At 49.7% G+C, this 20,469-nt stretch carries 19 protein-coding genes and 1 riboswitch; of the genes, 14 read left to right on the top strand and 5 right to left on the bottom strand.

Annotated elements, in window-relative coordinates; translation table 11 throughout:
* Positions 1 to 256: 256 nt before the first annotated feature.
* On the top strand, positions 257 to 898 hold the full coding sequence (locus D328_RS0118715; RefSeq protein WP_018886572.1) for a chromate transporter: 642 nt from the start codon (positions 257 to 259) through the stop codon (positions 896 to 898).
* Positions 899 to 910: 12 nt separating this feature from the next.
* Positions 911 to 1,447 (top strand): chromate transporter, encoded by a 537-nt coding sequence (locus tag D328_RS0118710; protein ID WP_018886571.1) that lies wholly within the window; start codon positions 911 to 913, stop codon positions 1,445 to 1,447.
* Positions 1,448 to 1,533: 86 nt separating this feature from the next.
* Here D328_RS0118710 and D328_RS0118705 read toward each other — a convergent pair whose 3' ends face one another.
* Positions 1,534 to 2,712 carry an anaerobic sulfatase maturase gene (locus tag D328_RS0118705; protein ID WP_018886570.1) on the bottom strand — a complete coding sequence of 393 codons (1,179 nt, stop codon included), beginning with the start codon at positions 2,710 to 2,712 and terminating at the stop codon, positions 1,534 to 1,536.
* A gap of 190 nt (positions 2,713 to 2,902) precedes the next feature.
* On the opposite strand from D328_RS0118705, the gene D328_RS0118700 reads away from it, so the two are divergent.
* The 5 genes from D328_RS0118700 (at position 2,903) to D328_RS0118680 (ending at position 8,376) form a co-directional block, all read left to right on the top strand.
* Positions 2,903 to 4,225, top strand: coding sequence for a PTS sugar transporter subunit IIC (locus D328_RS0118700; RefSeq protein ID WP_018886569.1), 1,323 nt, complete (start codon positions 2,903 to 2,905; stop codon positions 4,223 to 4,225).
* Between the two features lie 178 nt (positions 4,226 to 4,403).
* The gene (locus tag D328_RS0118695; protein WP_018886568.1) at positions 4,404 to 4,715 is read left to right on the top strand and encodes a PTS lactose/cellobiose transporter subunit IIA; all 312 of its coding nucleotides are present in this window, start codon (positions 4,404 to 4,406) and stop codon (positions 4,713 to 4,715) included.
* A 1-nt stretch (position 4,716) separates the two neighbouring features.
* Positions 4,717 to 5,019: a PTS sugar transporter subunit IIB gene (locus D328_RS0118690; protein ID WP_018886567.1), complete on the top strand. Its 303-nt coding sequence runs from the start codon at positions 4,717 to 4,719 to the stop codon at positions 5,017 to 5,019.
* 11 nt (positions 5,020 to 5,030) lie between these two features.
* Positions 5,031 to 6,488 (top strand): sulfatase-like hydrolase/transferase, encoded by a 1,458-nt coding sequence (locus D328_RS0118685; RefSeq protein ID WP_018886566.1) that lies wholly within the window; start codon positions 5,031 to 5,033, stop codon positions 6,486 to 6,488.
* 34 nt (positions 6,489 to 6,522) lie between these two features.
* Positions 6,523 to 8,376: a BglG family transcription antiterminator gene (locus D328_RS0118680; RefSeq protein WP_033413266.1), complete on the top strand. Its 1,854-nt coding sequence runs from the start codon at positions 6,523 to 6,525 to the stop codon at positions 8,374 to 8,376.
* 101 nt (positions 8,377 to 8,477) lie between these two features.
* On the opposite strand, the gene D328_RS0118675 is transcribed toward D328_RS0118680, so the two are convergent.
* The gene (locus D328_RS0118675) at positions 8,478 to 9,944 is read right to left on the bottom strand and encodes an aminotransferase-like domain-containing protein (protein WP_018886564.1); all 1,467 of its coding nucleotides are present in this window, start codon (positions 9,942 to 9,944) and stop codon (positions 8,478 to 8,480) included.
* 140 nt (positions 9,945 to 10,084) lie between these two features.
* Here D328_RS0118675 and D328_RS0118670 point away from each other — a divergent pair, with 140 nt between their 5' ends.
* On the top strand, positions 10,085 to 11,014 hold the full coding sequence (locus tag D328_RS0118670; protein WP_018886563.1) for a DMT family transporter: 930 nt from the start codon (positions 10,085 to 10,087) through the stop codon (positions 11,012 to 11,014).
* 132 nt (positions 11,015 to 11,146) lie between these two features.
* Here D328_RS0118670 and D328_RS30760 read toward each other — a convergent pair whose 3' ends face one another.
* The 3 genes from D328_RS30760 to D328_RS0118655 form a co-directional block, all read right to left on the bottom strand.
* The gene (locus D328_RS30760; protein WP_169445807.1) at positions 11,147 to 11,482 is read right to left on the bottom strand and encodes a DUF3139 domain-containing protein; all 336 of its coding nucleotides are present in this window, start codon (positions 11,480 to 11,482) and stop codon (positions 11,147 to 11,149) included.
* A 295-nt stretch (positions 11,483 to 11,777) separates the two neighbouring features.
* Complete coding sequence (locus D328_RS0118660) at positions 11,778 to 12,578, bottom strand: Cof-type HAD-IIB family hydrolase (RefSeq protein ID WP_018886561.1); 801 nt, start codon at positions 12,576 to 12,578, stop codon at positions 11,778 to 11,780.
* Positions 12,579 to 12,719: 141 nt separating this feature from the next.
* Positions 12,720 to 13,721, bottom strand: a complete 1,002-nt coding sequence (locus D328_RS0118655; RefSeq protein ID WP_018886560.1) for a lipoate--protein ligase — start codon at positions 13,719 to 13,721, stop codon at positions 12,720 to 12,722.
* A 352-nt stretch (positions 13,722 to 14,073) separates the two neighbouring features.
* Between D328_RS0118655 and cobD the strand changes: the two genes are divergently transcribed.
* The 6 genes from cobD (at position 14,074) to D328_RS0118620 (ending at position 20,272) form a co-directional block, all read left to right on the top strand.
* Positions 14,074 to 15,177 carry a threonine-phosphate decarboxylase CobD gene (cobD, locus tag D328_RS0118650; protein WP_018886559.1) on the top strand — a complete coding sequence of 368 codons (1,104 nt, stop codon included), beginning with the start codon at positions 14,074 to 14,076 and terminating at the stop codon, positions 15,175 to 15,177.
* Positions 15,167 to 16,129, top strand: coding sequence for an adenosylcobinamide-phosphate synthase CbiB (gene cbiB, locus D328_RS0118645; RefSeq protein ID WP_018886558.1), 963 nt, complete (start codon positions 15,167 to 15,169; stop codon positions 16,127 to 16,129). Before cobD ends, cbiB begins: the two co-directional genes overlap by 11 nt.
* A gap of 157 nt (positions 16,130 to 16,286) precedes the next feature.
* A complete protein-coding gene (locus D328_RS0118640; RefSeq protein ID WP_026281258.1) occupies positions 16,287 to 16,961 on the top strand; it encodes a histidine phosphatase family protein in 675 nt (224 codons plus the stop codon).
* A 103-nt stretch (positions 16,962 to 17,064) separates the two neighbouring features.
* Positions 17,065 to 17,265: riboswitch (cobalamin riboswitch) on the top strand.
* Positions 17,266 to 17,418: 153 nt separating this feature from the next.
* A complete protein-coding gene (locus D328_RS0118630) occupies positions 17,419 to 18,408 on the top strand; it encodes an ABC transporter substrate-binding protein (protein WP_154659190.1) in 990 nt (329 codons plus the stop codon).
* Complete coding sequence (locus tag D328_RS0118625) at positions 18,405 to 19,451, top strand: FecCD family ABC transporter permease (protein ID WP_018886554.1); 1,047 nt, start codon at positions 18,405 to 18,407, stop codon at positions 19,449 to 19,451. Before D328_RS0118630 ends, D328_RS0118625 begins: the two co-directional genes overlap by 4 nt.
* On the top strand, positions 19,448 to 20,272 hold the full coding sequence (locus D328_RS0118620) for an ABC transporter ATP-binding protein (protein ID WP_018886553.1): 825 nt from the start codon (positions 19,448 to 19,450) through the stop codon (positions 20,270 to 20,272). The genes D328_RS0118625 and D328_RS0118620 overlap by 4 nt, the downstream gene beginning before the upstream one ends.
* Positions 20,273 to 20,469: the final 197 nt, after the last annotated feature.

The following is a 20,469-nucleotide window of genomic DNA, read 5'->3' as shown; positions in this document are numbered from 1 at the left end:
GTACACACACCTTTGAGCGAGAGGAGTAGACTTCTCAGCCTGAAGGTGTTTTTTTCATAGCATTAAGATAGGAATAGTCCTTATTTATACCAAAATGGAATTAACTTTCCGATTTATGGCATTATGGGTTAGTTTAAAGGACTTTATTCGCCTTTTATGTGCTTTTTTAATCTTACTTTATTCCAAAATGAAATAAACGTGCTATAATGGGGTTACTAGAGAATGATTAAGACATCACCAGAATGGATGAGAAGCTATGAATCAGCTTACGCAAAAAAAAGATTACAACACCTCACTTCTTGAATTGTTTATGGTATTTCTAAAGCTTGGTCCGTCTACCTTCGGTGGCGGGTATGCCATGCTGGCAGCCATTGAACGCGAAATTGTAGATAACAAAAAGTGGATGCAGCCCTCCGAAATGGCGGATATGATCTCGGTGGTCGGCTCAGCACCTGGCGGTGTGGCGGTAAACGCGGCTACTTTTATCGGATATCGCCTCAAGGGTGTGCTCGGAGCTATTATAGCAGTCGTGGGTATTACTTTACCGACGTTTGTTATCGTATTTTGCCTTAGCATTTTTGGTATGATGTTCAAGGATGTCCCCAAAGTAGAAGCAGCACTCAAGGGAGTACATGCAGCAATCGTTGCGTTAATTCTGATCGCTGCTTTCAAGATGTTCAAGTCCTCTATTTTTGATATATCTACGCTCATCATTGCAGGAATTTGTGTAGCAATATTGCTCTTCACCTCTGTTCATTCACTCTATCTGGTGCTGGGTGGCCCGATTGTGGGTGTACTCGTGATTGCCATCAAGTCGGCACTGGGCATGAACACGGCAACTGAGAAACGACCTGCCAAACGGCAGCAGGACATGACTTATCCTGAATATTACATTTGAAGGTGATGCATAATGCTTTGGCAGCTTTTTCTGTTGTTCTTCAAAATAGGAGCCTTCTCGTTCGGAGGTGGCTACGCAGTAATGACGCTGATACAGCGAGAGGTCACGGCACGGGGCTGGATTGAACCAAGTCAGTTTCAGGAAATGGTGACAATCGCAGGTATGGCACCTGGCTCTATTGCTACGAATACAGCGACGTTGATAGGCTATTCTAAGTTTGGGATATTAGGAGCTATTGTAGCGACAGCAGGCATTATCATGCCTTCATTGATTATCGTGATCTGCTGTGCAGCCTTTTTCTTAAGATTGCAGGATAATCGCTGGATGAACTCCTCCTTCTATGGACTGAGGCCCATTGTCACAGGTCTGATTGTATATGCGGCCATTCATTTTGGAATGGGGGCTGTGTCTGAGGAGCCCATCATGAGCTGGAATACGATAGGTATGCTATTCATCTGTGGTGCCTGTCTGGTCGCGATTGCGAAATACAGACTTCATCCTTTTGCAGTTATCCTACTGTCTGCTGCAGTTGGAATTGTGTTGTTCTAAGGTTCCCGTCTCACATCATTGTGGAACGGGAGCCTTTTCTCGTAGAGCAGAGATTAGTGCTGCTTCTGTTAGAAGCGCTGTATCAACTAAAACATGCTGGATAAGATCCGCTGAGTAAGCAAGCGCATACGATCCTCGGCGTAAGCATACAGCATGCGGTAGCTTTTGCAGAAATAATCACAACCTATACTTGCAGAAGAATCCGATACAGGACGGTTGCGAGGGCAACCTCCGCGGCAATAATGAACGTACTCACACCGTTTGCAGGATAGAGGAAGATCGGATTTGGCCTGACGAAAGAATTCCCAGGCAGCAGCCTGGTTCAGTTCAGCTAATGTCTGAGTGTTGGCATTGCCGAGCTTGAAGCTGGGCTGAATGAAGAAATCGCACGGATAAGCATTACCCAGATGATCCAATACCAACACTCTCGGACAGCTGGAAGCATGAATACAGCTTGAGCTTTCCAGACCGAGCATCTGCTGTAGCCAGTCCTCGAACAATCTGATAGAGACTTCAGGTCTTCCCCCACGATACCACCAATCAAAGGCTCTGCACAGGAATGTACCATATTGCTCTGCGCTGATGGCGTAACTGGCGTCCGTAGTGGACTGCTGCGATGTGAAGCTCATACATGGTATGAATTGGACATGCCGGAATGACTCCCTGTCCATCCAATCGAACAACTCCTCCTGACGCTGAATATGATCCTCGTGCAGCACCATCAGTATATTAGGGTCTACGCCTTCTGCGCGCAAAGTATGCACCCCCTTCATCACAGCCGAGTAAGTGCCAGCACCAGACGAAGTGATCCGCTGCACATCATGAATATGCTGAGGACCATCCAGGCTGACCCCTACGACAAAGGCATATCTCTTGAAAAAAGCTGCCCAGCGCCGGGTAATTAACGTCCCGTTGGTCTGGATTGCGTTGTGTATCAGCGTATGGGGACGGGCATACTGGGCTTGGAAGGATACGATCTGCTCAAAAAATGGAAGACCTGCAAGCAACGGCTCACCCCCCTGCCATAAGAATGTCGCGTTACCGCGGGCTGCGGACATCATTTCGCGAATGACCTTTTGCAGCAAATCCGGTGCTATTCGTTGTACGCCTCCACGAAGCTGGCCCTGACAATGACTATAGTAGCAATACTTGCATGCCAGGTTACATTGTTCGGATACGGTTTTCCACATAATCGCTTGTGGTATTGCTGATGGGCTGGACTCTTTGATATAGGGAGAGTCGGCTGGTGACGAGATTCGATTCATAGCTAGGCTCCTGTCTTAGAACGTTATAGCCTGATGATAAGCGTTATAGCTCAAGTGGGACTGTGAGCAAATTGGACAGGAGGGGCGATTTTTCATTTGTTTTTTTCCGACTTCGAACGGAATTATTCAAATTGAATGCGTTATCATTTTTTTTATACTTAAAGTATCAGCTAAGAGGAGGGTCTAGAATATGTTTGATAAAATGATGGCATCTATAGAAAAGTTCATGAGTCCAGCGGCTGATTGGGCCTCCAATAACCGCTATCTGCGCTCGATTATGACGGCAATTCTAGGTACGCTTACACTCACGATTGTAGGAGCACTTGCGGTATTGATCGGAAAGCCGCCCATTCCAGAGATAGTCATGCAGTCAGACGGCTTTGTTCCATCTCTGCTGCAAGGCTGGGCAGCGTGGGGCGCCGAAAATGCCTGGCTCCGCATTATTAATGATGTATCGACAGGAATTATCGGCATCGCCTTCACGCTCGGTTTTACCTACAGTCTGGCCCGTCATTATAAGCTAAATGAGGCGGGAGCAGTAATCAATAGTGCCATGATCTACTTCATGACCGTAGGTCAACCACAGACGGTGATGGTGAACGATGCTCCTACGCTACAGATGGCCATGAGTAACTTTGGAGCCACGGGCATCTTTCCCGGTATCCTGATCTCGATTGTGGTTGTTGAGATTATTCGATTGTTCCACAGCCGCAATATTGGCTTCAAATTTCCGGATTCTGTTCCAAGCTATGTACAGACGTCATTTAACGCCATCTTGCCAGGTGTCGCTTCGGTAATCGTATTTGCCGGCTTGGACCGGATACTGCTGACGGCCTTTGATATTCGTCTTCCACAACTAATCACGGCAATCTTTGGTCCGCTGGTATCAAACTTTGATAATGTATATATGGTCGGATTCTTCATGCTTCTCATCAACCTCTTCTGGTTCATGGGGATTCATGGTGGAAGTATCGTCATGCCGATCTTACTTCCGATTGAACTACAAAATATTGCATCGAATCTAAATAACTATTCTGCAGGTCTTCCTTACGATAAGGTGTTCACCACACCGGTGCAGTTCGGTTTCATCATGATCGGTGGTGCGGGGATTTTCGCACTGGCGTTGCTTAATTTCTTCAGTAAATCCAAGGGATTGAAGCAGGTTGGGAAGATTGGGATTATCCCGGCAATCTTTAATGTCAGCGAGCCGACGATGTTCGGTACCCCTGTAACCTATAACACGTTATTATTCGTGCCGTTCCTGACGGTGCCTGTGGTCAATACCATCATTACTTATGCAGCCTTTGACTGGTTCAATATTCTGAATGCTCCTATATTAAATGTGCCTAGCCAGACTCCAGTCATCTTGATTGCTATGGCGGCTTCTGCCTCGTTCAAGGCCGGATTAGTTGCTCTGTTCATTATATTGGTAGACCTTGCCATCTACTTCCCGTTCTTCAAGCGTCTGGAGAAGAAAATGATCAACGAAGAGCTGCAGGAGCTAGCTGCATAGTGGAGTGAGTAGAGCCAGAGCCATTGGTTGAGAAGTTCGTGATGAACAGGAGATATTAGAGCTCCGAATTCGAAGGCACTTGAATGGCTTGGGATGCATTGATTTGTATAGCGACTGAGGATAGTTAGAGAAAGATAGATAGAGCACTGCAATTATTAAGATGTGGAAGGTGAATACCATGACTGAGACAAAAGAGTTTAATGTAGAAATGATCTGTATGGACATTATTAGTAACAGCGGTCTTGCCCGTTCTCTCCTGCTGGAGGCGATGGATTATCTTAAGCCACGCAATGAAGAAAAGATTCAGGAGCTACTCAAAGAGGCTAATCAGGCACTCAAGGCGGCACATCGTAGTCAGACCAGTCTACTGCACGCTGAATCAGGTGGGCAGAAGGTGGAGATGACCGTGCTGCTGGTCCATGCTCAGGATCATCTGATGACAACACTAGCTATACGGGATATGACTGAAAAATTTATGGAGGTGCTTTAATATGAATATATTATTGGTGTGTGCTGGAGGTATTTCGACTAGTATTCTGGAGAAAAGCATTCGAAATGCAATGGGGCCAGAGCGCTCGGACTGGAAGGTGGAGGCCCATGCGGTAGACCAGTTGGAGCAATTGATTGATGAGTATGATGTTGTATTTCTTGGTCCACAGATTCGTCATAAACTGCGTGCCGTACAGAAGGTATGCGATCAGAAGGGCAAGCCATGTGAGGTCATTGACAGCCGCATCTATGCGCTTGCCAATGGGGAGAAGCTACTGTCCAGAGCGATCGAGCTCGTAGACTAGAGGGACCAGTGATGAACAAGAAACCAAACATTGTCATGGTCGTTGCTGATCAATGGAGAGCCGATTCCATCGGATATACGGGTTGCGGAGGTGCTGTGACCCCTAATCTGGATGAGCTTGCGCGAGAAGGAGTTAGCTTCTCCAATGCTTATTGTCAGCTTCCTGTGTGCGTACCAAGTCGCAGCTCGTTTCTGTCAGGCTGGTATCCACATACAAAGGGCTTCCGCACGATGCACCATCTCATGGGTCCGGAGGATGCCAACATATTACGGACTTTGAAGGAAGACGGTTACCACGTGTACTGGGGAGGGCGCAATGACTTTCTACGGGAGGATGTCGAGGTAGAGGATTATTGCAGTACGAGGGATGACCAGTACCGTGCATTCTTCCAGCGGATGAGAGAATTGAAGGCGCGTCAACAACAGGAGACGGCTTCAAGTGGAGAGCAAGCAGTCGAGCACGATTACTCACATTATCACGGGGTTACGGAGTCGGCTGAGCATGTAGACCGTAATCAGATCGAACACGCTATCAAGTTCGTGCAGAGCTATCAGTCAGATGAGCCGTTTTGTATTTATCTCGCATTAGCATTGCCGCATCCACCCTACCAGGTAAAGGAGCAATGGTATAGCCAGATTGATCCGGCAGAGGTCCCAGCACCCATTCGACTTACCGAAGAAGAGTGGGACGGGAAACCATCCATTCTAAGGGGGATTCGCAACAACCAGAAGCTATACGAGTGGACAGATGAGCAGCTTCAAGAGATGAAGCGAGTCTATTATGCGATGGGAACCGAGTTGGATGAATATATTGGCCAATTGCTTGAGACGCTAAAGACAGCGGGTGTGTATGATGATACGATGGTAGTCTTCTTCAGTGATCATGGAGATTATACAGGCGATTATGAAATAGCTGAGAAAAACCAGAATACTTTCGAGGATATGCTGACACGGGTGCCACTGATCATCAAACCACCAGCGGGGGTCGAAGCCAAGCCTCGTGTGACGGAGGCTATGACAGAGCTAATTGATATTCAGGCCACTTTACTCGATCTGTTAGGCATTCGTCCTGCCTACACCCATTTTGGCAAGTCTTTGCGTGGAGTGCTGGCAGGAGAAGAAGAGCTTCGTGATGTGGTGTTCGCCGAGGGCGGTCGCCTTGATGGGGAAGAGCACTGTAAGGATGCAGGTCATGCTCCAAGCAATGAATACTGGGCGAGGACTGTCGAGCAGGAGAAAATGCCTCAGCATACGAAAGCCATGATGATTCGTGACCAGAAGTACAAGTACGTATATAGGCTGTATGAGAAGGATGAGTTCTATAACATGCAGGAAGACCCCTACGAGAGACATAATCTGATCGGTGATGAGCGTTATGCCGTAGATATTGCACGCATGAAGGAGCGAATGCTCAAGCATTTCTTCGAGACGGGCGATGTTGTCCCACACAGATATGATCGTAGAACCTGATGGAACTATAGAGATAAAGGTGATTGCGTTGAACTTGACAAGCAAAGAAGCTAATCTCCTTAGGCAGCTATTGATTCAAGAGCAACCTATACCTATCAAGCAGCTATTGCTCAGCTTGGAAATCAGCGATAAGACGTTACGAGGCATGATCCGCAGCCTGAACGAAGGATTCCTTGACGGGCAGGGTGAAATTGTACTGGAGCGGGGCAAAGGCTACCATCTAGTGGTTCGTGATAGATCTACTGTCAAGCTGCTGCTCGAGGAATCCGTATCTGTGGAGGAGGCCTCGGTCATTGAAGTATTTCGGCATATGGTTGATTTACACGAATACGTCACGATGGACTATATCTGTGAGCAGCTCTACATTAGTAAGAGCAAGCTGAACGGTATTTTGGGAGACATCAAGCAGTTGATCCAACCCTTTGGATTAACGTTGAAGTCCAAGCCTCATTATGGCATGAAGCTGAAAGGTGAGGAGCTTGGTTTCAGGCTGGCTATTGCATCCATACTGAAAGTGGAGCAGTACATCCAGCATCAGGAATATGCAGTTGTAGAGTCGATCGTGGTAGAGGAGTTCCGTCGATTTGACATCCCTTGCTCGGATCTGATCCTGCAGCATCTGATCTATCATATCCAGATTATGCTGGAGCGCTGTACGAACGGACACGTCATCAACCTGGACACACACGACAGCTATGACATTAATCCCAATCTGCAATTGACCGATCATATCTGGAATCGTCTGGAACAAGAGCTGAGAAGAACATTACCCGGTATCGAAAAGGGTTACCTGGTATCCTGTATTATCGGGCAGGTGGCGTCTATCCAGCAGCAGGATCTGGATGAAGTCAGAGTCAAGGTACACATGATTATTGATTCTTTTCTCCAGAAGATCGAAGAGATCTATGATGTATCCTTATGGGAGGACGCCCATCTACGAACGAGTCTACAATTTCATCTGGAGCCGTTGATCAGCAGACTCAAGAATGATGTTCATTATAAAAATCCGATCCTGCAGGAGATTAAGCAGCAATTCGCGTTTGCCTTCAATCTGGGTATGCTGTGCGCGGATGAAATTACGAAGATCTACAATAAAGCATTAACAGAAGACGATATTGCCTACCTCACTATGCATATTGGCTTGGCACTGGAGCGGGATGTGAAGCTGTCCAGGAAGACCTTTGATCGGATCGCGATCGTGTGTACCACGGGGAAAGGCACTTCTGAGCTATTAAAGTTCAAAATTCAGCATTCCTTTCCGAATGCGCATTATGTCAGGACATTTTCGCTTTTTAATAAAGAAGAGATTCTGAAATTTGAGCCTGATATTGTATTCTCCACCGTACCTATTCAGGTAGGGAGCTATCCTGTTGAGATTATTAGTCCCCTTTTTACAGCAGAGGACCGCAAGAAGCTGGTTGTCTATCAACGGAGGAAGGACAAAGAGCGGCTGATTGATCGTTATTTCTCAGAGGATCTATTCTACGGGGCTTTGGATGCGGGAGTGAAGCAGGAGGCTATCGGTCAGTTGTGTAGCCGAATGGACAAGACAGGAATTGTTCCACCTAATTTCGAGGAGCTGTGTTTGATCCGTGAGAATCTGGCGAGTACTGCTTTTGGCAACTGGATTGCTCTGGTTCACCCGATTGAACTGTGCTCGGTCGTCACCAAAGTAGGTGTAGGGATTCTTAACAAGCGCATCGACTGGTCGGGCTTACCAGTCAAGATCGTCTTCGTTATTGCTCAGGCCAAGAGTAATGAAGCTCGGGATCTGTTACTGTTCATACAGGAAATCGTGCACGACTCTTCATTAATGCTACGATTGTGCGAATCTGAGACATTCGAGGAATTCAAGCGTATCCTTATGGAAGGAACAAGCTCCGAGTAATCATGGCAAGTTCATAAGGCACTGTCAGTAAGTCTATCGCTGCAGTGCCTTTGTTATGCAATGCTATTTTAAATTCGCGCGTCTGTTATCATGTCTTCTCCTCACAGCCTCTGTGCAATCTCCAGCAGCTTGTCGATGCCTAGCCGAATCTGCGACTCATTTACGTAAGAGTAAGATAGACGTATCCAGCCATGGTGCTTGTAGGGTGATGAGTCGAACACCTTCCCTGGGACGAAGGAGACAGATGCCTCCATACATTGGTATAGAAGGTGAGCGGTATCGACTCCAGGCGGCAATTCTACCCACAGATTCAGTCCACCATGCGGGCTGGTCCATGTCCATGTGCTTTCCCGCAGGCATGCTTCCATGACATCCTTGCGCATTTGCAGGGCTGTGCGGAGCTTGGACAAGTGCTGCTCCATGCGTGGGGATTGTACGTATTGGAGGAAGAGCTTCTGGTTGAGCAGCGGCGATCCATTATCCGCCAGCGCTTTTACCGCATGCAGTAACGGCATTAAGTCAGGTCGGCAGATTAGAATCGCTATGCGCAGACCTGGAGCTACATACTTGCTGTAGCTGCGAATATATAAGGCTTTCCCGGAGGTATCGTAAGCGAAGACGGGGGCCGGGGGATGTTTTTTAAAATAAATATCATAGATGCTGTCATCCTCCACCAGATAGCAGCCGTATTTTTCGGCCAATTCCGGTAGTAACTTGCGCTGCTCCGTCGGAACTGTAAATCCCGTGGGATTATGAAACGTCGGCGTCAGATAAAATACCCTGGGCTTCTCAACTCGTAATATCCGTTCGAGCTCCTCCAGATCATATCCATAGGGATGGATATCGAGGAAGGTCAGTTGTGCGCCCTGTTTGCGGAAAATTTCCATAGCTGGACCATAGCAGGGCCGCTCTAGCAGAACCCGATCCCCAGGTCGAACGAGTGCCCGCGCGGTCAGATCAATAGCCTGCTGGGCTCCTGAAGTAATGAGAATCTCATCGCCAGTGAGATAGAGATGCTCCTTCTCCGTTAGTTGCATCGCGAGTGCCTCACGTAGCTCGGCGTCACCAGCCAGAGTGGAGTAGCTGCCAAGCAAGCGTGGATACTGTTCGGTCAGAGAGCGTAACAGTACATTCCAGTAATGGTTCGGTAAGAGAGTCGGATCAATCAGCGACTGAGAGAATTGGTAGGTCGCCTGCAATGAATGAATGCGCGGGAGTGAATCCCAGTGACGCCAGACCGAGATAGCGGGATCGTCCGCCAGATCAGATGGAGCCGTGGGCTCTTTACCTCCGACATAGTAGCCAGACTTGTCTCTGACATAGATGCTGCCTTCCTCTTTCAGCACCTGATACGCTTTGAACACCGTAAGGCGGTGAACTCCTAGCTCCTCGGCCAAGCTGCGCACAGAAGGGAGCTTCTGATCCGCCTTCCATTCACCGCTATCCATTCGCACCCGTAAATATTCAATTACCTGCTCATACAGCTTCAGGCGATGGCTCGGCTCAAGTCTGGATGGGGGCCGAATCTGCTCTACCTGACCATTATGCTGCAACTGACCATTTTTCATATGGTGCCTCCCGACCTTGGATGATGTTGTGTTCTATTGTACCGCAAATCCTCTCGAAATCATCACAATCTGTTCTGTCATATTCATTCTGTTCTATGGTGGCTGCTGTATGATGAATGACAGATGAAGGAGGGGCTCTGATGATTGCAGTAGGTTATATTGTGATGTGTCTAGTATTCGGCACGACGTTCTTGGCTATTAAGATTGGTGTGGAAGCAGGGCTACCGCCATTTCTGTCCGCAGGCTTGCGATTTTTGGTGGCCGGGATACTAATGTATACCTGGATGAAGCTGAGGGGGAAGGCGCAGTGGTCGCTGCTGCTTCGCAAGGAGATGCTCCTGACGGGCTTAGGGCTTACCTTTGGCACTTTCGCGGCATTATATTGGGCAGAACAGTATGTCAGCTCAGGCATTGGGGCGATCCTGTCGGCTACAGGTCCTTTGATGATTATGATGATCCAGACGTTGCTGCTACGGCAGCCGATGTCGGTCCGTATGCTTGCAGGATGTGTAACGGGCTTCGCCGGTGTTGTGCTGGTAATGCTGCCGGGTCTGTCTATTGCAGGAGGCGGGCTTTGGATGTGGGGATGTATTGTCATTCTGGTGGGTGAGCTGTGCTATGCCGCTGGAGCGCTGTATTCCAAACGAGTCATTGTTCAGTTCCAGGAATCTCACCCTGTTGCGCTGAATGCGGTGCAGATGATGTACGGTGGGCTGCTTCTGGGGATATTGTCATGCTTCACTGAGGCTTGGGACTACACGGTCATTACTGTATCGCCTGCAGTCTGGTCACTGGTGTATTTGACGGTGATTGGCTCTATGGTCGGGCACAGCCTGTTCTATTGGTTGGTAGCACGTACCAATCCTTTATTTCCAGCAACATGGTTGTATATTTCACCGCCAATTGCTGTAGGGCTGGGAGTGGTGTTCTACGGTGAGCATGTAACCTGGATGACATGGGCTGGTGTGGTGCTAATTGTGTCTGGATTGCTGACAATGAATGAAGGCGTCATGCGCTGGATCAGAGCACGGATGGGACGTACGGCTCCTATTCCAAAGCAGATGTCGTGACAGGATAGTCATATGGAGGATAGCGAAGTGGAGGGAACGATACGGCAGGATAACCCTATGAAAAAAGAAATAGGGCTTCGTATCGGAAACCTCCGACATTCAGCCTCTACAGCCCACAGCCTCCACAGCCTCCTATTGAGGGTTATCCAGATGTTTGTAGTTGACGTGGGCATTCACGTCATGGACGGGGGCGCTGCTATATTGGCGGATGCTCCCGTTTTCTTTTTTGTAGAAGTACCTTGCCTCTGGCTCATCCGTGAAAATGACCTCGGTGCTAACGACAGGAGCTTTTCCGATGCTGGTGTCGATGCGCTGGATATCGGATTGCTGGTATCCTTGGGTCTGCAGTAAATACCTTTCGACTTCGGTATCACGATTGCTAATGTAGTATTGGCGGTATGCAAGTGCGCTCAGGACAACAACGAGTAGAGACAGCAAAATATACAATGGAGCTCTCCGGGTACGCAATTGGATATTCCTCCGTTCAGGTTAAGAATTCGGTGAGGCTGTCTGGCTCAATTAAGCATCAGTGACGTGACCAGACCAGATATGAGATCAAGCTGAAAGAACTGGGGAGTCTAGGCGTTAGTGGATAGTAACGGACAGAGGGAGGCCATAACTTACACCCTCACATAGGATAAGACCAAGGTTCTATAGATTAAAGGCTATAGACTATAGACAGCCCTGATCCGCGAATAGCTTCATGGGAATCAGGGCTGTTGTGGTGTACCAACCCCAAAAAGTCGATACAATGGCAGTTTACTTAGTTGACGTTCAAAATAAACTTGTCGATGACATGCTTGACGCCATCCTCATTGTTGCTCAAGGTTACGTAGTCGGCAAGCTCCTTCAATGCAGGAATTGCGTTGCCCATGGCTACTCCAAGGCCTGCACATTCCAGCATTTCATGGTCATTCCAGGAATCCCCAATTGCAATGGTCTCGGACAGATCGCATTTATAATGGTCCGCAAGGAATGACAAGGCATGGCCCTTGGTACCTTCATGATGCATGAACTCCAGGAAGTGCGGCTTGGACTTCGTAATATGCACCTCGTTACCCAGCATCTCGCGCAGAATCGGAGCGATTTCATCCAGCACCTCAGGCTCATCAATGACGAGCATCTTGTGTGTAGGCTGCTCGACCATTTTGCTGAATACCGGCTCAATATAATAAGGTGTCTTGTTCAGAGCGCAGTAATCAATGAGCTTCTGATTCTCTTCACGTGAATAGAGCTTGTCACCGATGTAGGTCTGCAGGTGAAGATTACGCTCCAGACAGAACTCGTACAGCTTGCGAGCTGCTACGATTGGGAGATAACGCTCATAGAGTACCTGCTCATCAAGCAGATTTTTGATTAGAGCTCCTTGGAAAGTAATGATCGGTACGTTCAGACCTGTCTGGCGGGCAATAGCCTGTGCCGATGAATAAGCGCGGCCTGTAGCCAGCGTCACAATAACATCCTTGGCGATTGCAGCCTCCAGCGCCTGCTGGACAGCAGGGGTTACTTCCTTATCATCGTTAATCAGCGTGTCATCAATATCAATAGCCATCAATTTGTACATGGTTCTCGCTCCTATTCTCTCTGTAAATTCTCTCTAGGGTTACTTACCCTGTTTGTCTGGCATAATTCAGCAAGCCTAACTATGTTCGACAGGGCTCCTCGCTTGCAACTGGTCTATGCTGCATTTGATCTGGTCAAGGCACTAGTCCTCAAGCAGCACCAATCCGATGAAGTCATCTGTCTCCAGATTACCGAAATAATGCTTGAGATCCAAGGAGGACAAGGCTTCTCTCACAGCCGATTCCTCATAGCGCTGGCCACGCAGAGCGTCCTCAATGTCCGCAACATCACCTACACCGAAGAAGTCACCATAGATCTTGATCTCCTCGATGTGAGCATCCTTCAGATCCATACGAATGTCAATGAGACCGACCGGGAACTTCTTGACATGCTTGATGTTACTTGCTGGTGACAGACCATAGTTCCAGTCCCAGGACTGATAGCGTTCCTTGGAAATCTCATGAATCTTGTTCCAGTCCTGCTCGGTCAGCTGATACTGAGGTACCTGCTCGGCCTCCATGCCAAAAATATGGCGAAGCAGCTCCGCCCGGAATTCCTCAATCGTCATCGGCTTGTCCATCAGATCCGCAATATTGGCTACACGGCTGCGTACAGACTTAGTGCTCTTGGACTTGAATTTCTCAGGATTGACGTTCAGCGAAGCTTGTACATCATCCAGATTCAGATTGAACATCAGTGTGCCGTGACTGAACATCCGGCCGCGTGTAGAGAACTGGGCATTCCCAGAGATTTTGCGTTCGCCTACCTGTAGATCATTCCGTCCGGTCAATTCCGCAGGTACGCCCATGTCGTGAAGCGCATCGACTACCGGTTGGGTGAATTTACGGAAATTATGGAATGACTGTCCGTCGTCCTTGGTAATGAAGCTGAAATTAAGGTTGCCAAGATCATGATACACCGCACCGCCACCAGACAGGCGACGAACAACCTGAATATTATTGTCCTTAACATACTCGGCGTTGATCTCTTCCACCGTATTCTGATGCTTCCCGATAATAATGGAAGGCTTATTAATGTAGAACAGCAAGTAACTATCATCCAACGGTAAATGCTTGAGGGCGTACTCCTCGATTGCCAAATTAATCGCAGGGTCGGTAATGCCCTGATTGTCGATGAACAGCATGTTCATTCCTCCGTCTAAGCAATATTGTCTGGCATAATGCATACGTTCAGCAAGAGGCTCTCAAGTTTTCATGAAGAAGGCACACGAAGTATGTAGCGCGAAATGCATGGCACAAAAGGTGAAATGTCCCTAGGATGTGCAAGACAGCTCTGCTAACCGAGTCAGTTCGTATACTGAAATTCCTCATTATGCGCATCGAAGTCGAACGTATTTTGTCGATTCTATCAAAATTATAACATTCACAGACGCTCTCTGCACCGCCTGATCTGATTTTGAATTGACGGAGCAGGAAGGACGGCCCCATAATGGGAACCAGCTACTGGGCATGTTCGCCCAGAAAGGATGAATCGGTATGATTGAAATATACGGACATGGGGGAGACAGGGAGACGGCCGCCGGGCTGTACGGCTTGCCTGCGGCGGATTTTCTTGATTTCAGTGCCAACATTAATCCACTCGGACCACCCGATGAGGTCAAGGAGGCTTTGATGAACGGGTTACAGTCTGTCATCAGGTATCCAGATCCAGGACACCGTTCTCTGAAGAGTCTGCTAAGCCGAAGGCTACGCGTCTCTCCAGAACGAATCAGTATCGGCAATGGCGCAGCTGAGAGCATGGCACTCATTCTGCTTGGATTAAGACCACAACGGGTCGGATTGGTCGAGCCCTGCTTCTCGGAGTATGCTGAGCTGTCGCTCAAGTTCGGGGCAAGCCTCAGCCGTGTATATGGTAAGGCTTCTCTTCAATGGAGAGCGGATGTGGAAGATATCGAGCGCTTGATCTCGGAGGTGGATCTCCTGTTCATGGGGCAGCCGAACAATCCGAACGGGGTGCAATATGGGAAAGAAGAGCTGCTCGCTGTTGCCGCGGCTGCTGAGCGTTCAGGGACTTACCTGGTGCTGGATGAGGCATTTATGGATTTCATTCCAGCAACTGAACGCATCACACTACTGCCGGACCTCGAACGCTATTCACGTGTGATCCTGATCCGCTCCATGACGAAATTTTATGCCATTCCGGGTCTGCGACTGGGCTATGCGCTAGCTGCACCTGACGTCATCCGTCGCATGACGGACCAGCAGGTGACCTGGAGTGTGAACGGACTCGCCCTACTGGCTGGCGAAGCCTGTCTGAACAGTGGACAAGCTTACGAAGATCAGACGCTGAAGCTGATTGTTCAGGAAAGACAACGTCTGCTAAGCGGTCTATCCGAGTTGGGCTGTGGAGTGACGGCGAGTCAGACTAATTATTTGCTTGTTCGGGCACCAGGAATGTGGAAGGCGGTAGAGCTTCAGGATGCTCTGGGACGTCGTGGTGTACTGATTCGCAGCTGTGCTATGTATCCCGGCTTGACAGACAGCCATTTTCGCATTGCGGTCAAGGATCAGGAAGCTAATCAGGTGCTGCTATCCGTCATGGAAGCTGTGCTGGAGGGGGAACGACGAAGTGGTCGTTAGTGTCATTATTGCGGCAGCGTATGTGCTGGACCGCCTCATCGGTGATCCACGCTGGATTCCACATCCGGTGATCGGAATGGGCAAGGGCATCACTCTACTGGAAAAAGGAATTCGGAGCAGATGGCAGTCACCTCAGGCGCTTAAACGGGCTGGCCTGATCTTGCCCCTCTGCATTGCAGGTGGAGCCTATGGAATAACCTGGCTTCTTATTGCGGGGCTCGCCATACTTCATCCGTGGCTTGCTATCGGGGCTGAGATTATACTATTAGCGACAACTATAGCCTCCAAAGGACTCAAGGATGCTGGCATGGCGGTATATCAGCAGCTGGTGCAGGGGAACCTGCCCGCAGCCAGACAGGAGCTGGGCATGATTGTTGGGCGGGATACCAACGAGCTAGACGAGCCGGAGATTACACGGGGTGCGGTCGAGACGGTTGCTGAAAATATCGTGGACGCGATTATCTCACCGCTCTTCTACGCATTGCTTGGTGGAGTACCGCTCGCGATGGCTTATCGCGCGGTGAATACTCTTGATTCCATGGTTGGGTATAAGAACGAGAAGTATAAGGATCTGGGCTGGGCTTCAGCTCGTCTGGATGATGTAGCCAATTATATTCCTGCACGTCTGACTGCGTTGTTGCTCTTCATCGCAGCATGGCTGAATGGCAACAGCGTCAGTGGTAGTATTCAGGCGGTGCGGCAGGATGCTCGTCAGCATCCCAGCCCGAATAGTGGTTACCCGGAAGCGGCTGTGGCAGGTGCGCTGGGCATTCGGCTTGGTGGATATAATGTATACCATGGTGTCCGTTCATTCCGTGCTTATATGGGACAGCCACTTGAGCAGCTGCAGGCTGAGCATATACGCCGAACAGTAAGACTTATGTTCGTAGTCTGTAATCTATTTGTTGGCTTGTGTCTAGCTGTTACAGTCATCTGGCTTCTCATCGCATAAGTCAATTAGTGTAGCTCAGGATGGCTTATGAATAAAGGCTGATCTGGAGGTTTGTTATCCATTTCGTTCAGCAGTGTCGGATTATGAGGTCCATGAATCAAGATCATTGAATGTGGATATTGCACCATTCACCTTGGATGGGAAAGGAGATCGAGCGATGCGCGACAAAGTGGAGCTAACGCTGGTTCGCCACGGAGCTACACAGTGGAACCGGGAGAAACGCTATCTAGGACACACGGACGAGCCGCTATTGGCAGAAGCACATGATTCGCTTCGTTCATTGGGCTGTTGGCTCTCCGCGCAGAGCTTTGACCGTATCTACAGCAGTGATCTCCGGCGATGTCTGGAGACGCTGGAGTGTGCTGCTCCAGCGCTGCTGCCCAAGACGATTCGTGATGAAAGGCTGCGTGAGCTGCATTTCGGCGCGTGGGAGGGAGAGACCTATGCTACGCTTAAGGAGATCCCGCTATATCGAGCCTGGATTGATGATCCACGTCGATTCACGCCACCACAGGGTGAGAGCTGGAGTAGCATGGAAGCCCGGATGCTCTCTTTTGTGGATACATTGCGGCTGTTGTGCGGTCAGGTCCCATCTGTGGATCAGATGGATATGCAGGGCTCGACTCTCTTAGTCACTTTGCCATCCTTGACTCCTTTGTCCGTTCTGGCTGTTACCCATGGCGGAGTTATTCGTCAGTTGGCTGCCATGACCGTTGCCGGGTTAGACTTCTGGGATGTACAGGTGGAGCCGGGAGGGGTTGTCCGACTAGAGCTTACGTTTACAGCAGATGGCATCATCGGAAGCTACCTTGGACCTGTAGAGCTGGAATAAGGAAGTTGTTTTTTGTTCACTTGTACCAGTAGCTGGCGGTTGTAAGCCTATCTTATTTGGCCTATAATCACTAAGTAAGTGCAAGGGAAGCTGTCCATGTTACAATAATCTCAGCGGATTAGGTCAGCCTGTGGCAGATGTAGTGCAGGCTGTGAAAAGGGAAGTCGGTGCAATTCCGGCACGGTCCCGCCACTGTATGCTAGGGGATGTCGGCAATATGCCACTGTCAGCGGAAGATGACGGGAAGGCTGCCGGGATGCTGCACCCAGCAAGTCAGGAGACCTGCCTTCTCTGCTTGGTACCACGATCCTTCGAGGAAAGGACGGCGTGTATTTAGTGATGTTCCATACAGCAGGATCATGCCGTATACACTGGAATGAACACTATAACGACCCGGTCCTCGTGAGAGGTCCGGTTTTTTGTTTTCCATTTTATTAAAGAAGACAGGAGAGAGATCATAATGACGAGAACAATGAAGATATGGATGACGGGGCTGCTGTCCTTACTACTCGTACTGGGGCTTGCAGCATGTGGCAACGGAGCGAATCAGGGGACGACGCAGCAAGGTGCAGAGCAGGAGCAGCAACAGGCGGTGGAGGCCGGTCCTACGGAATATCCGCTTACTGTCAAGGATGCGACAGGGCATGAATTCACCTTCGAGAAAGCACCGGAGCGAATCGTATCTGTCTCCCCGGCGGAGACGGAGGCACTCTTCGCTATTGGACTGGATGAAGAGATCGTTGGGGTGTCAGATTACGATGATTACCCGCAGGCAGCGCTGGACAAGCCCAAAATGGGTGGCATTACAAAGCCGAATGAAGAATCTATCATTGCCGCTCAACCGGATATAGTATTTGCGGGTATCTCATTAAGCGAAGAAGCTACCAACAAGCTAAGATCGCTTGGCATCCAGATTTTCAAGACAGATCCCAAGACCTTCGACGATGTGATGGCTAATATTACGCTCTATGGACAGATTGCAGATCGTCAGGTAGCAGCTCAAGCCGTGACGGATCAAATGAAGGCGGATATTGCTGCGGTGAAGGAAGGCGTCAAAAATATCGGAGAAGACCAGCGGCTGAAGGTGTATGTCGAGTTCTCGCCAGGCTGGACGGTCGGTAAGGGCGAATTCATGGATGAAATGATTACGCTGGCTGGCGGTATGAATATAGCATCAGACATGACGGGCTGGAATCCGATCAGTGAAGAGAAGGTGATTGCTGCGAATCCAGATGTTATTCTATACGGCAGTAATGTAGTGGATTCGAAGACTGGAGAGACGCTGGAGCAGATCATCAAGGGGAGACAGGGTTGGTCGAAGATTAATGCGATCCGCAACAACCGCGTATTCGGACTGGAGGATAATCTGATCAGCCGTCCAGGCCCGCGTGTCACGGAAGGACTCAAGGAGGTTGCCAAAGCAATCTATCCTGAAATCTTCAAATGATCCGTTCACTAGCAGGCTATGGCGCGCTTGGTGGCGTGCTGCTCCTATTGACGTTGCTCGTCTGCCTGGGGATTGGCTCAGTGCATCTACCCGTCTCTCATATTGCAGGCATTCTGGGGCATCAGCTTCCCTGGCTGAAGGAAAGCATTACGCCTTATTGGGAGGCTTCCGCTGAGCAGATTATTGTGCAGGTGCGCTTGCCCCGCGTATTGCTGGGTATGCTAGCTGGTGCAGCCTTGTCGCTGGCAGGGGCGGCCTTTCAGGGAGTGCTACGCAATCCGCTGGCGGACCCTTTTACCCTAGGGGTGTCCTCGGGGGCGGCTGTTGGGGCAGCAGTACTGATTTATTGGGGATTGCAGTATGCCATCTTTGGTCTATGGACATTGCCGATGATCGCTTTTGTTACAGGAGTTACGACCCTATGGGCCGTCATTACGCTGGCTCGGGAAGGTAGGCGGATTCCCACAAATAGTCTGATCTTGTCCGGGGTGGTCATGCAGTCCTTTCTGGGTGCGGTTGTATCATTTCTAACAGCTATGTCCAAGGAGACGGTCAATGAGATTCTATTCTGGACTATGGGCAGTCTCAGCCTGAAGGGCTGGCCTTATGTATTCCTGCTACTACCTTATGTGCTAGTCGGCAGCCTGTTTCTGTGGAATCGCGCTCGGGTGCTGAACATTCTGGCGCTCGGGGAGCGTCAGGCTGCTCATGTAGGTGTGAAGGTAGACCGCACGAAGCTGTGGGTCCTGATCGTAGCTACGTTATTAACGGCTGCTGCCGTTTCCATTTGTGGCGTGATCGGGTTCGTGGGTCTCGTCGTTCCACATATGATCCGACTCATTACAGGTCCTGATTATCGTCTCATTATTCCCCTTTCCGCCTTGGGTGGTGCGATCTTTATGGTCTGGGCAGATACGGCAGCCCGCTCGTTACTGGCTCCTGTAGAGATTCCTTTGGGCGTGGTGACTGCCTTTGTCGGTGCACCGTTCTTCGCCTTTTTGCTGTATCGCAGCAAGCGACGGGGAGAAGGGGGCTGGATATGAGCAAGACTACTGTAAGCTCTGGTGTAAAGAGTCCCGCGGTGGATGTGCTGCAACTGCATAAGAAATATGGAGAGGTGTCTGCCATCACGGGATTGAACTGGTCCGCAGCACTGGGAGAATGGTGGGGCGTCATCGGTCCGAATGGCAGTGGCAAGTCTACATTAATTCAGCTCTTGTCCGGGGTGGAGCAGCCTGGGAAGGGTGAAGTACGGATTATGGGACGCCTTGTGTCGGAATATCGTCGCAAGGAGCTATCCAGAATCATTGCTGTACTCCAGCAGGAGGGGCTTCCTCCGATGGGCTATACCGTGCGGGATGTCGTGGACATGGGGCGTTTTCCTCATCAGGATTGGCTAGGTAGGGACCATGATGGTGATACGCGTCAGATCACGGAGCAGGTGCTGGAGAAGCTGGAGCTGCTCCCACTGGCGGAGCGTAGACTGGATCAGCTCAGCGGCGGTCAGCGGCAGCGTGTAGCACTGGCGAAGGTAATGGCCCAGGAGCCGCAAATCCTGCTGCTGGACGAGCCGACCACGTATCTAGATATCAGATATCAGCTTCAGTTCATGGAGCTGCTGTCTGAGTGGCGGCAGGAAACGGGGATCACCATCGTTGCAGTGCTGCATGATCTGAATCTGGCAGCACAGTTCTGTGACCGCATGCTGATCCTGCAGGAGGGCCAAGGTGGTATATGTGGTACGCCGTCGGAGCTGCTGACGGAGGACACGCTTCGTAAGGTGTATGATATTGATTCACTGGTCATTGAGCATCCCGATCATGGTGCGCCGCAGCTGCTGCTGCGTAGAAGATCACATAGATAGAGACTCAAGGAGAGTACTAGCACCTTGACCGAATACGATTGTGGGTTTGAATGATCTGAAGAGAGCGTGGTAAGCGGAGAGCGGGGAAGCCCTAGAGAAACGAAGTGTCCATCTTTAAGCTTGCTGTTCATCAGCTTTTCCATTTCGTTCATTAGAACAGCAAGCTTAACAAGGGTCGACAGGGCTCCCCGCTTGCA

This window comes from Paenibacillus massiliensis 2301065 = DSM 16942 (genome assembly GCF_000377505.1).
GTDB lineage: Bacteria > Bacillota > Bacilli > Paenibacillales > Paenibacillaceae > Paenibacillus > Paenibacillus massiliensis.
This window is presented reverse-complemented; position numbering and strand designations above follow the sequence as displayed.

Excerpts from the sequence above, each read along its gene's own strand:
- D328_RS0118715 (WP_018886572.1), top strand. The coding sequence starts at position 257 with ATGAATCAGCTTACGCAAAAAAAAGATTACAACACCTCACTTCTTGAA.
- D328_RS0118710 (WP_018886571.1), top strand. The coding sequence starts at position 911 with ATGCTTTGGCAGCTTTTTCTGTTGTTCTTCAAAATAGGAGCCTTCTCG.
- D328_RS0118705 (WP_018886570.1), bottom strand. The coding sequence starts at position 2,712 with ATGAATCGAATCTCGTCACCAGCCGACTCTCCCTATATCAAAGAGTCC.
- D328_RS0118700 (WP_018886569.1), top strand. The coding sequence starts at position 2,903 with ATGTTTGATAAAATGATGGCATCTATAGAAAAGTTCATGAGTCCAGCG.
- D328_RS0118695 (WP_018886568.1), top strand. The coding sequence starts at position 4,404 with ATGACTGAGACAAAAGAGTTTAATGTAGAAATGATCTGTATGGACATT.
- D328_RS0118690 (WP_018886567.1), top strand. The coding sequence starts at position 4,717 with ATGAATATATTATTGGTGTGTGCTGGAGGTATTTCGACTAGTATTCTG.
- D328_RS0118685 (WP_018886566.1), top strand. The coding sequence starts at position 5,031 with ATGAACAAGAAACCAAACATTGTCATGGTCGTTGCTGATCAATGGAGA.
- D328_RS0118675 (WP_018886564.1), bottom strand. The coding sequence starts at position 9,944 with ATGAAAAATGGTCAGTTGCAGCATAATGGTCAGGTAGAGCAGATTCGG.
- D328_RS0118670 (WP_018886563.1), top strand. The coding sequence starts at position 10,085 with ATGATTGCAGTAGGTTATATTGTGATGTGTCTAGTATTCGGCACGACG.
- D328_RS0118660 (WP_018886561.1), bottom strand. The coding sequence starts at position 12,578 with ATGTACAAATTGATGGCTATTGATATTGATGACACGCTGATTAACGAT.
- D328_RS0118655 (WP_018886560.1), bottom strand. The coding sequence starts at position 13,721 with ATGCTGTTCATCGACAATCAGGGCATTACCGACCCTGCGATTAATTTG.
- cobD (WP_018886559.1), top strand. The coding sequence starts at position 14,074 with ATGATTGAAATATACGGACATGGGGGAGACAGGGAGACGGCCGCCGGG.
- D328_RS0118640 (WP_026281258.1), top strand. The coding sequence starts at position 16,287 with ATGCGCGACAAAGTGGAGCTAACGCTGGTTCGCCACGGAGCTACACAG.
- D328_RS0118625 (WP_018886554.1), top strand. The coding sequence starts at position 18,405 with ATGATCCGTTCACTAGCAGGCTATGGCGCGCTTGGTGGCGTGCTGCTC.
- D328_RS0118620 (WP_018886553.1), top strand. The coding sequence starts at position 19,448 with ATGAGCAAGACTACTGTAAGCTCTGGTGTAAAGAGTCCCGCGGTGGAT.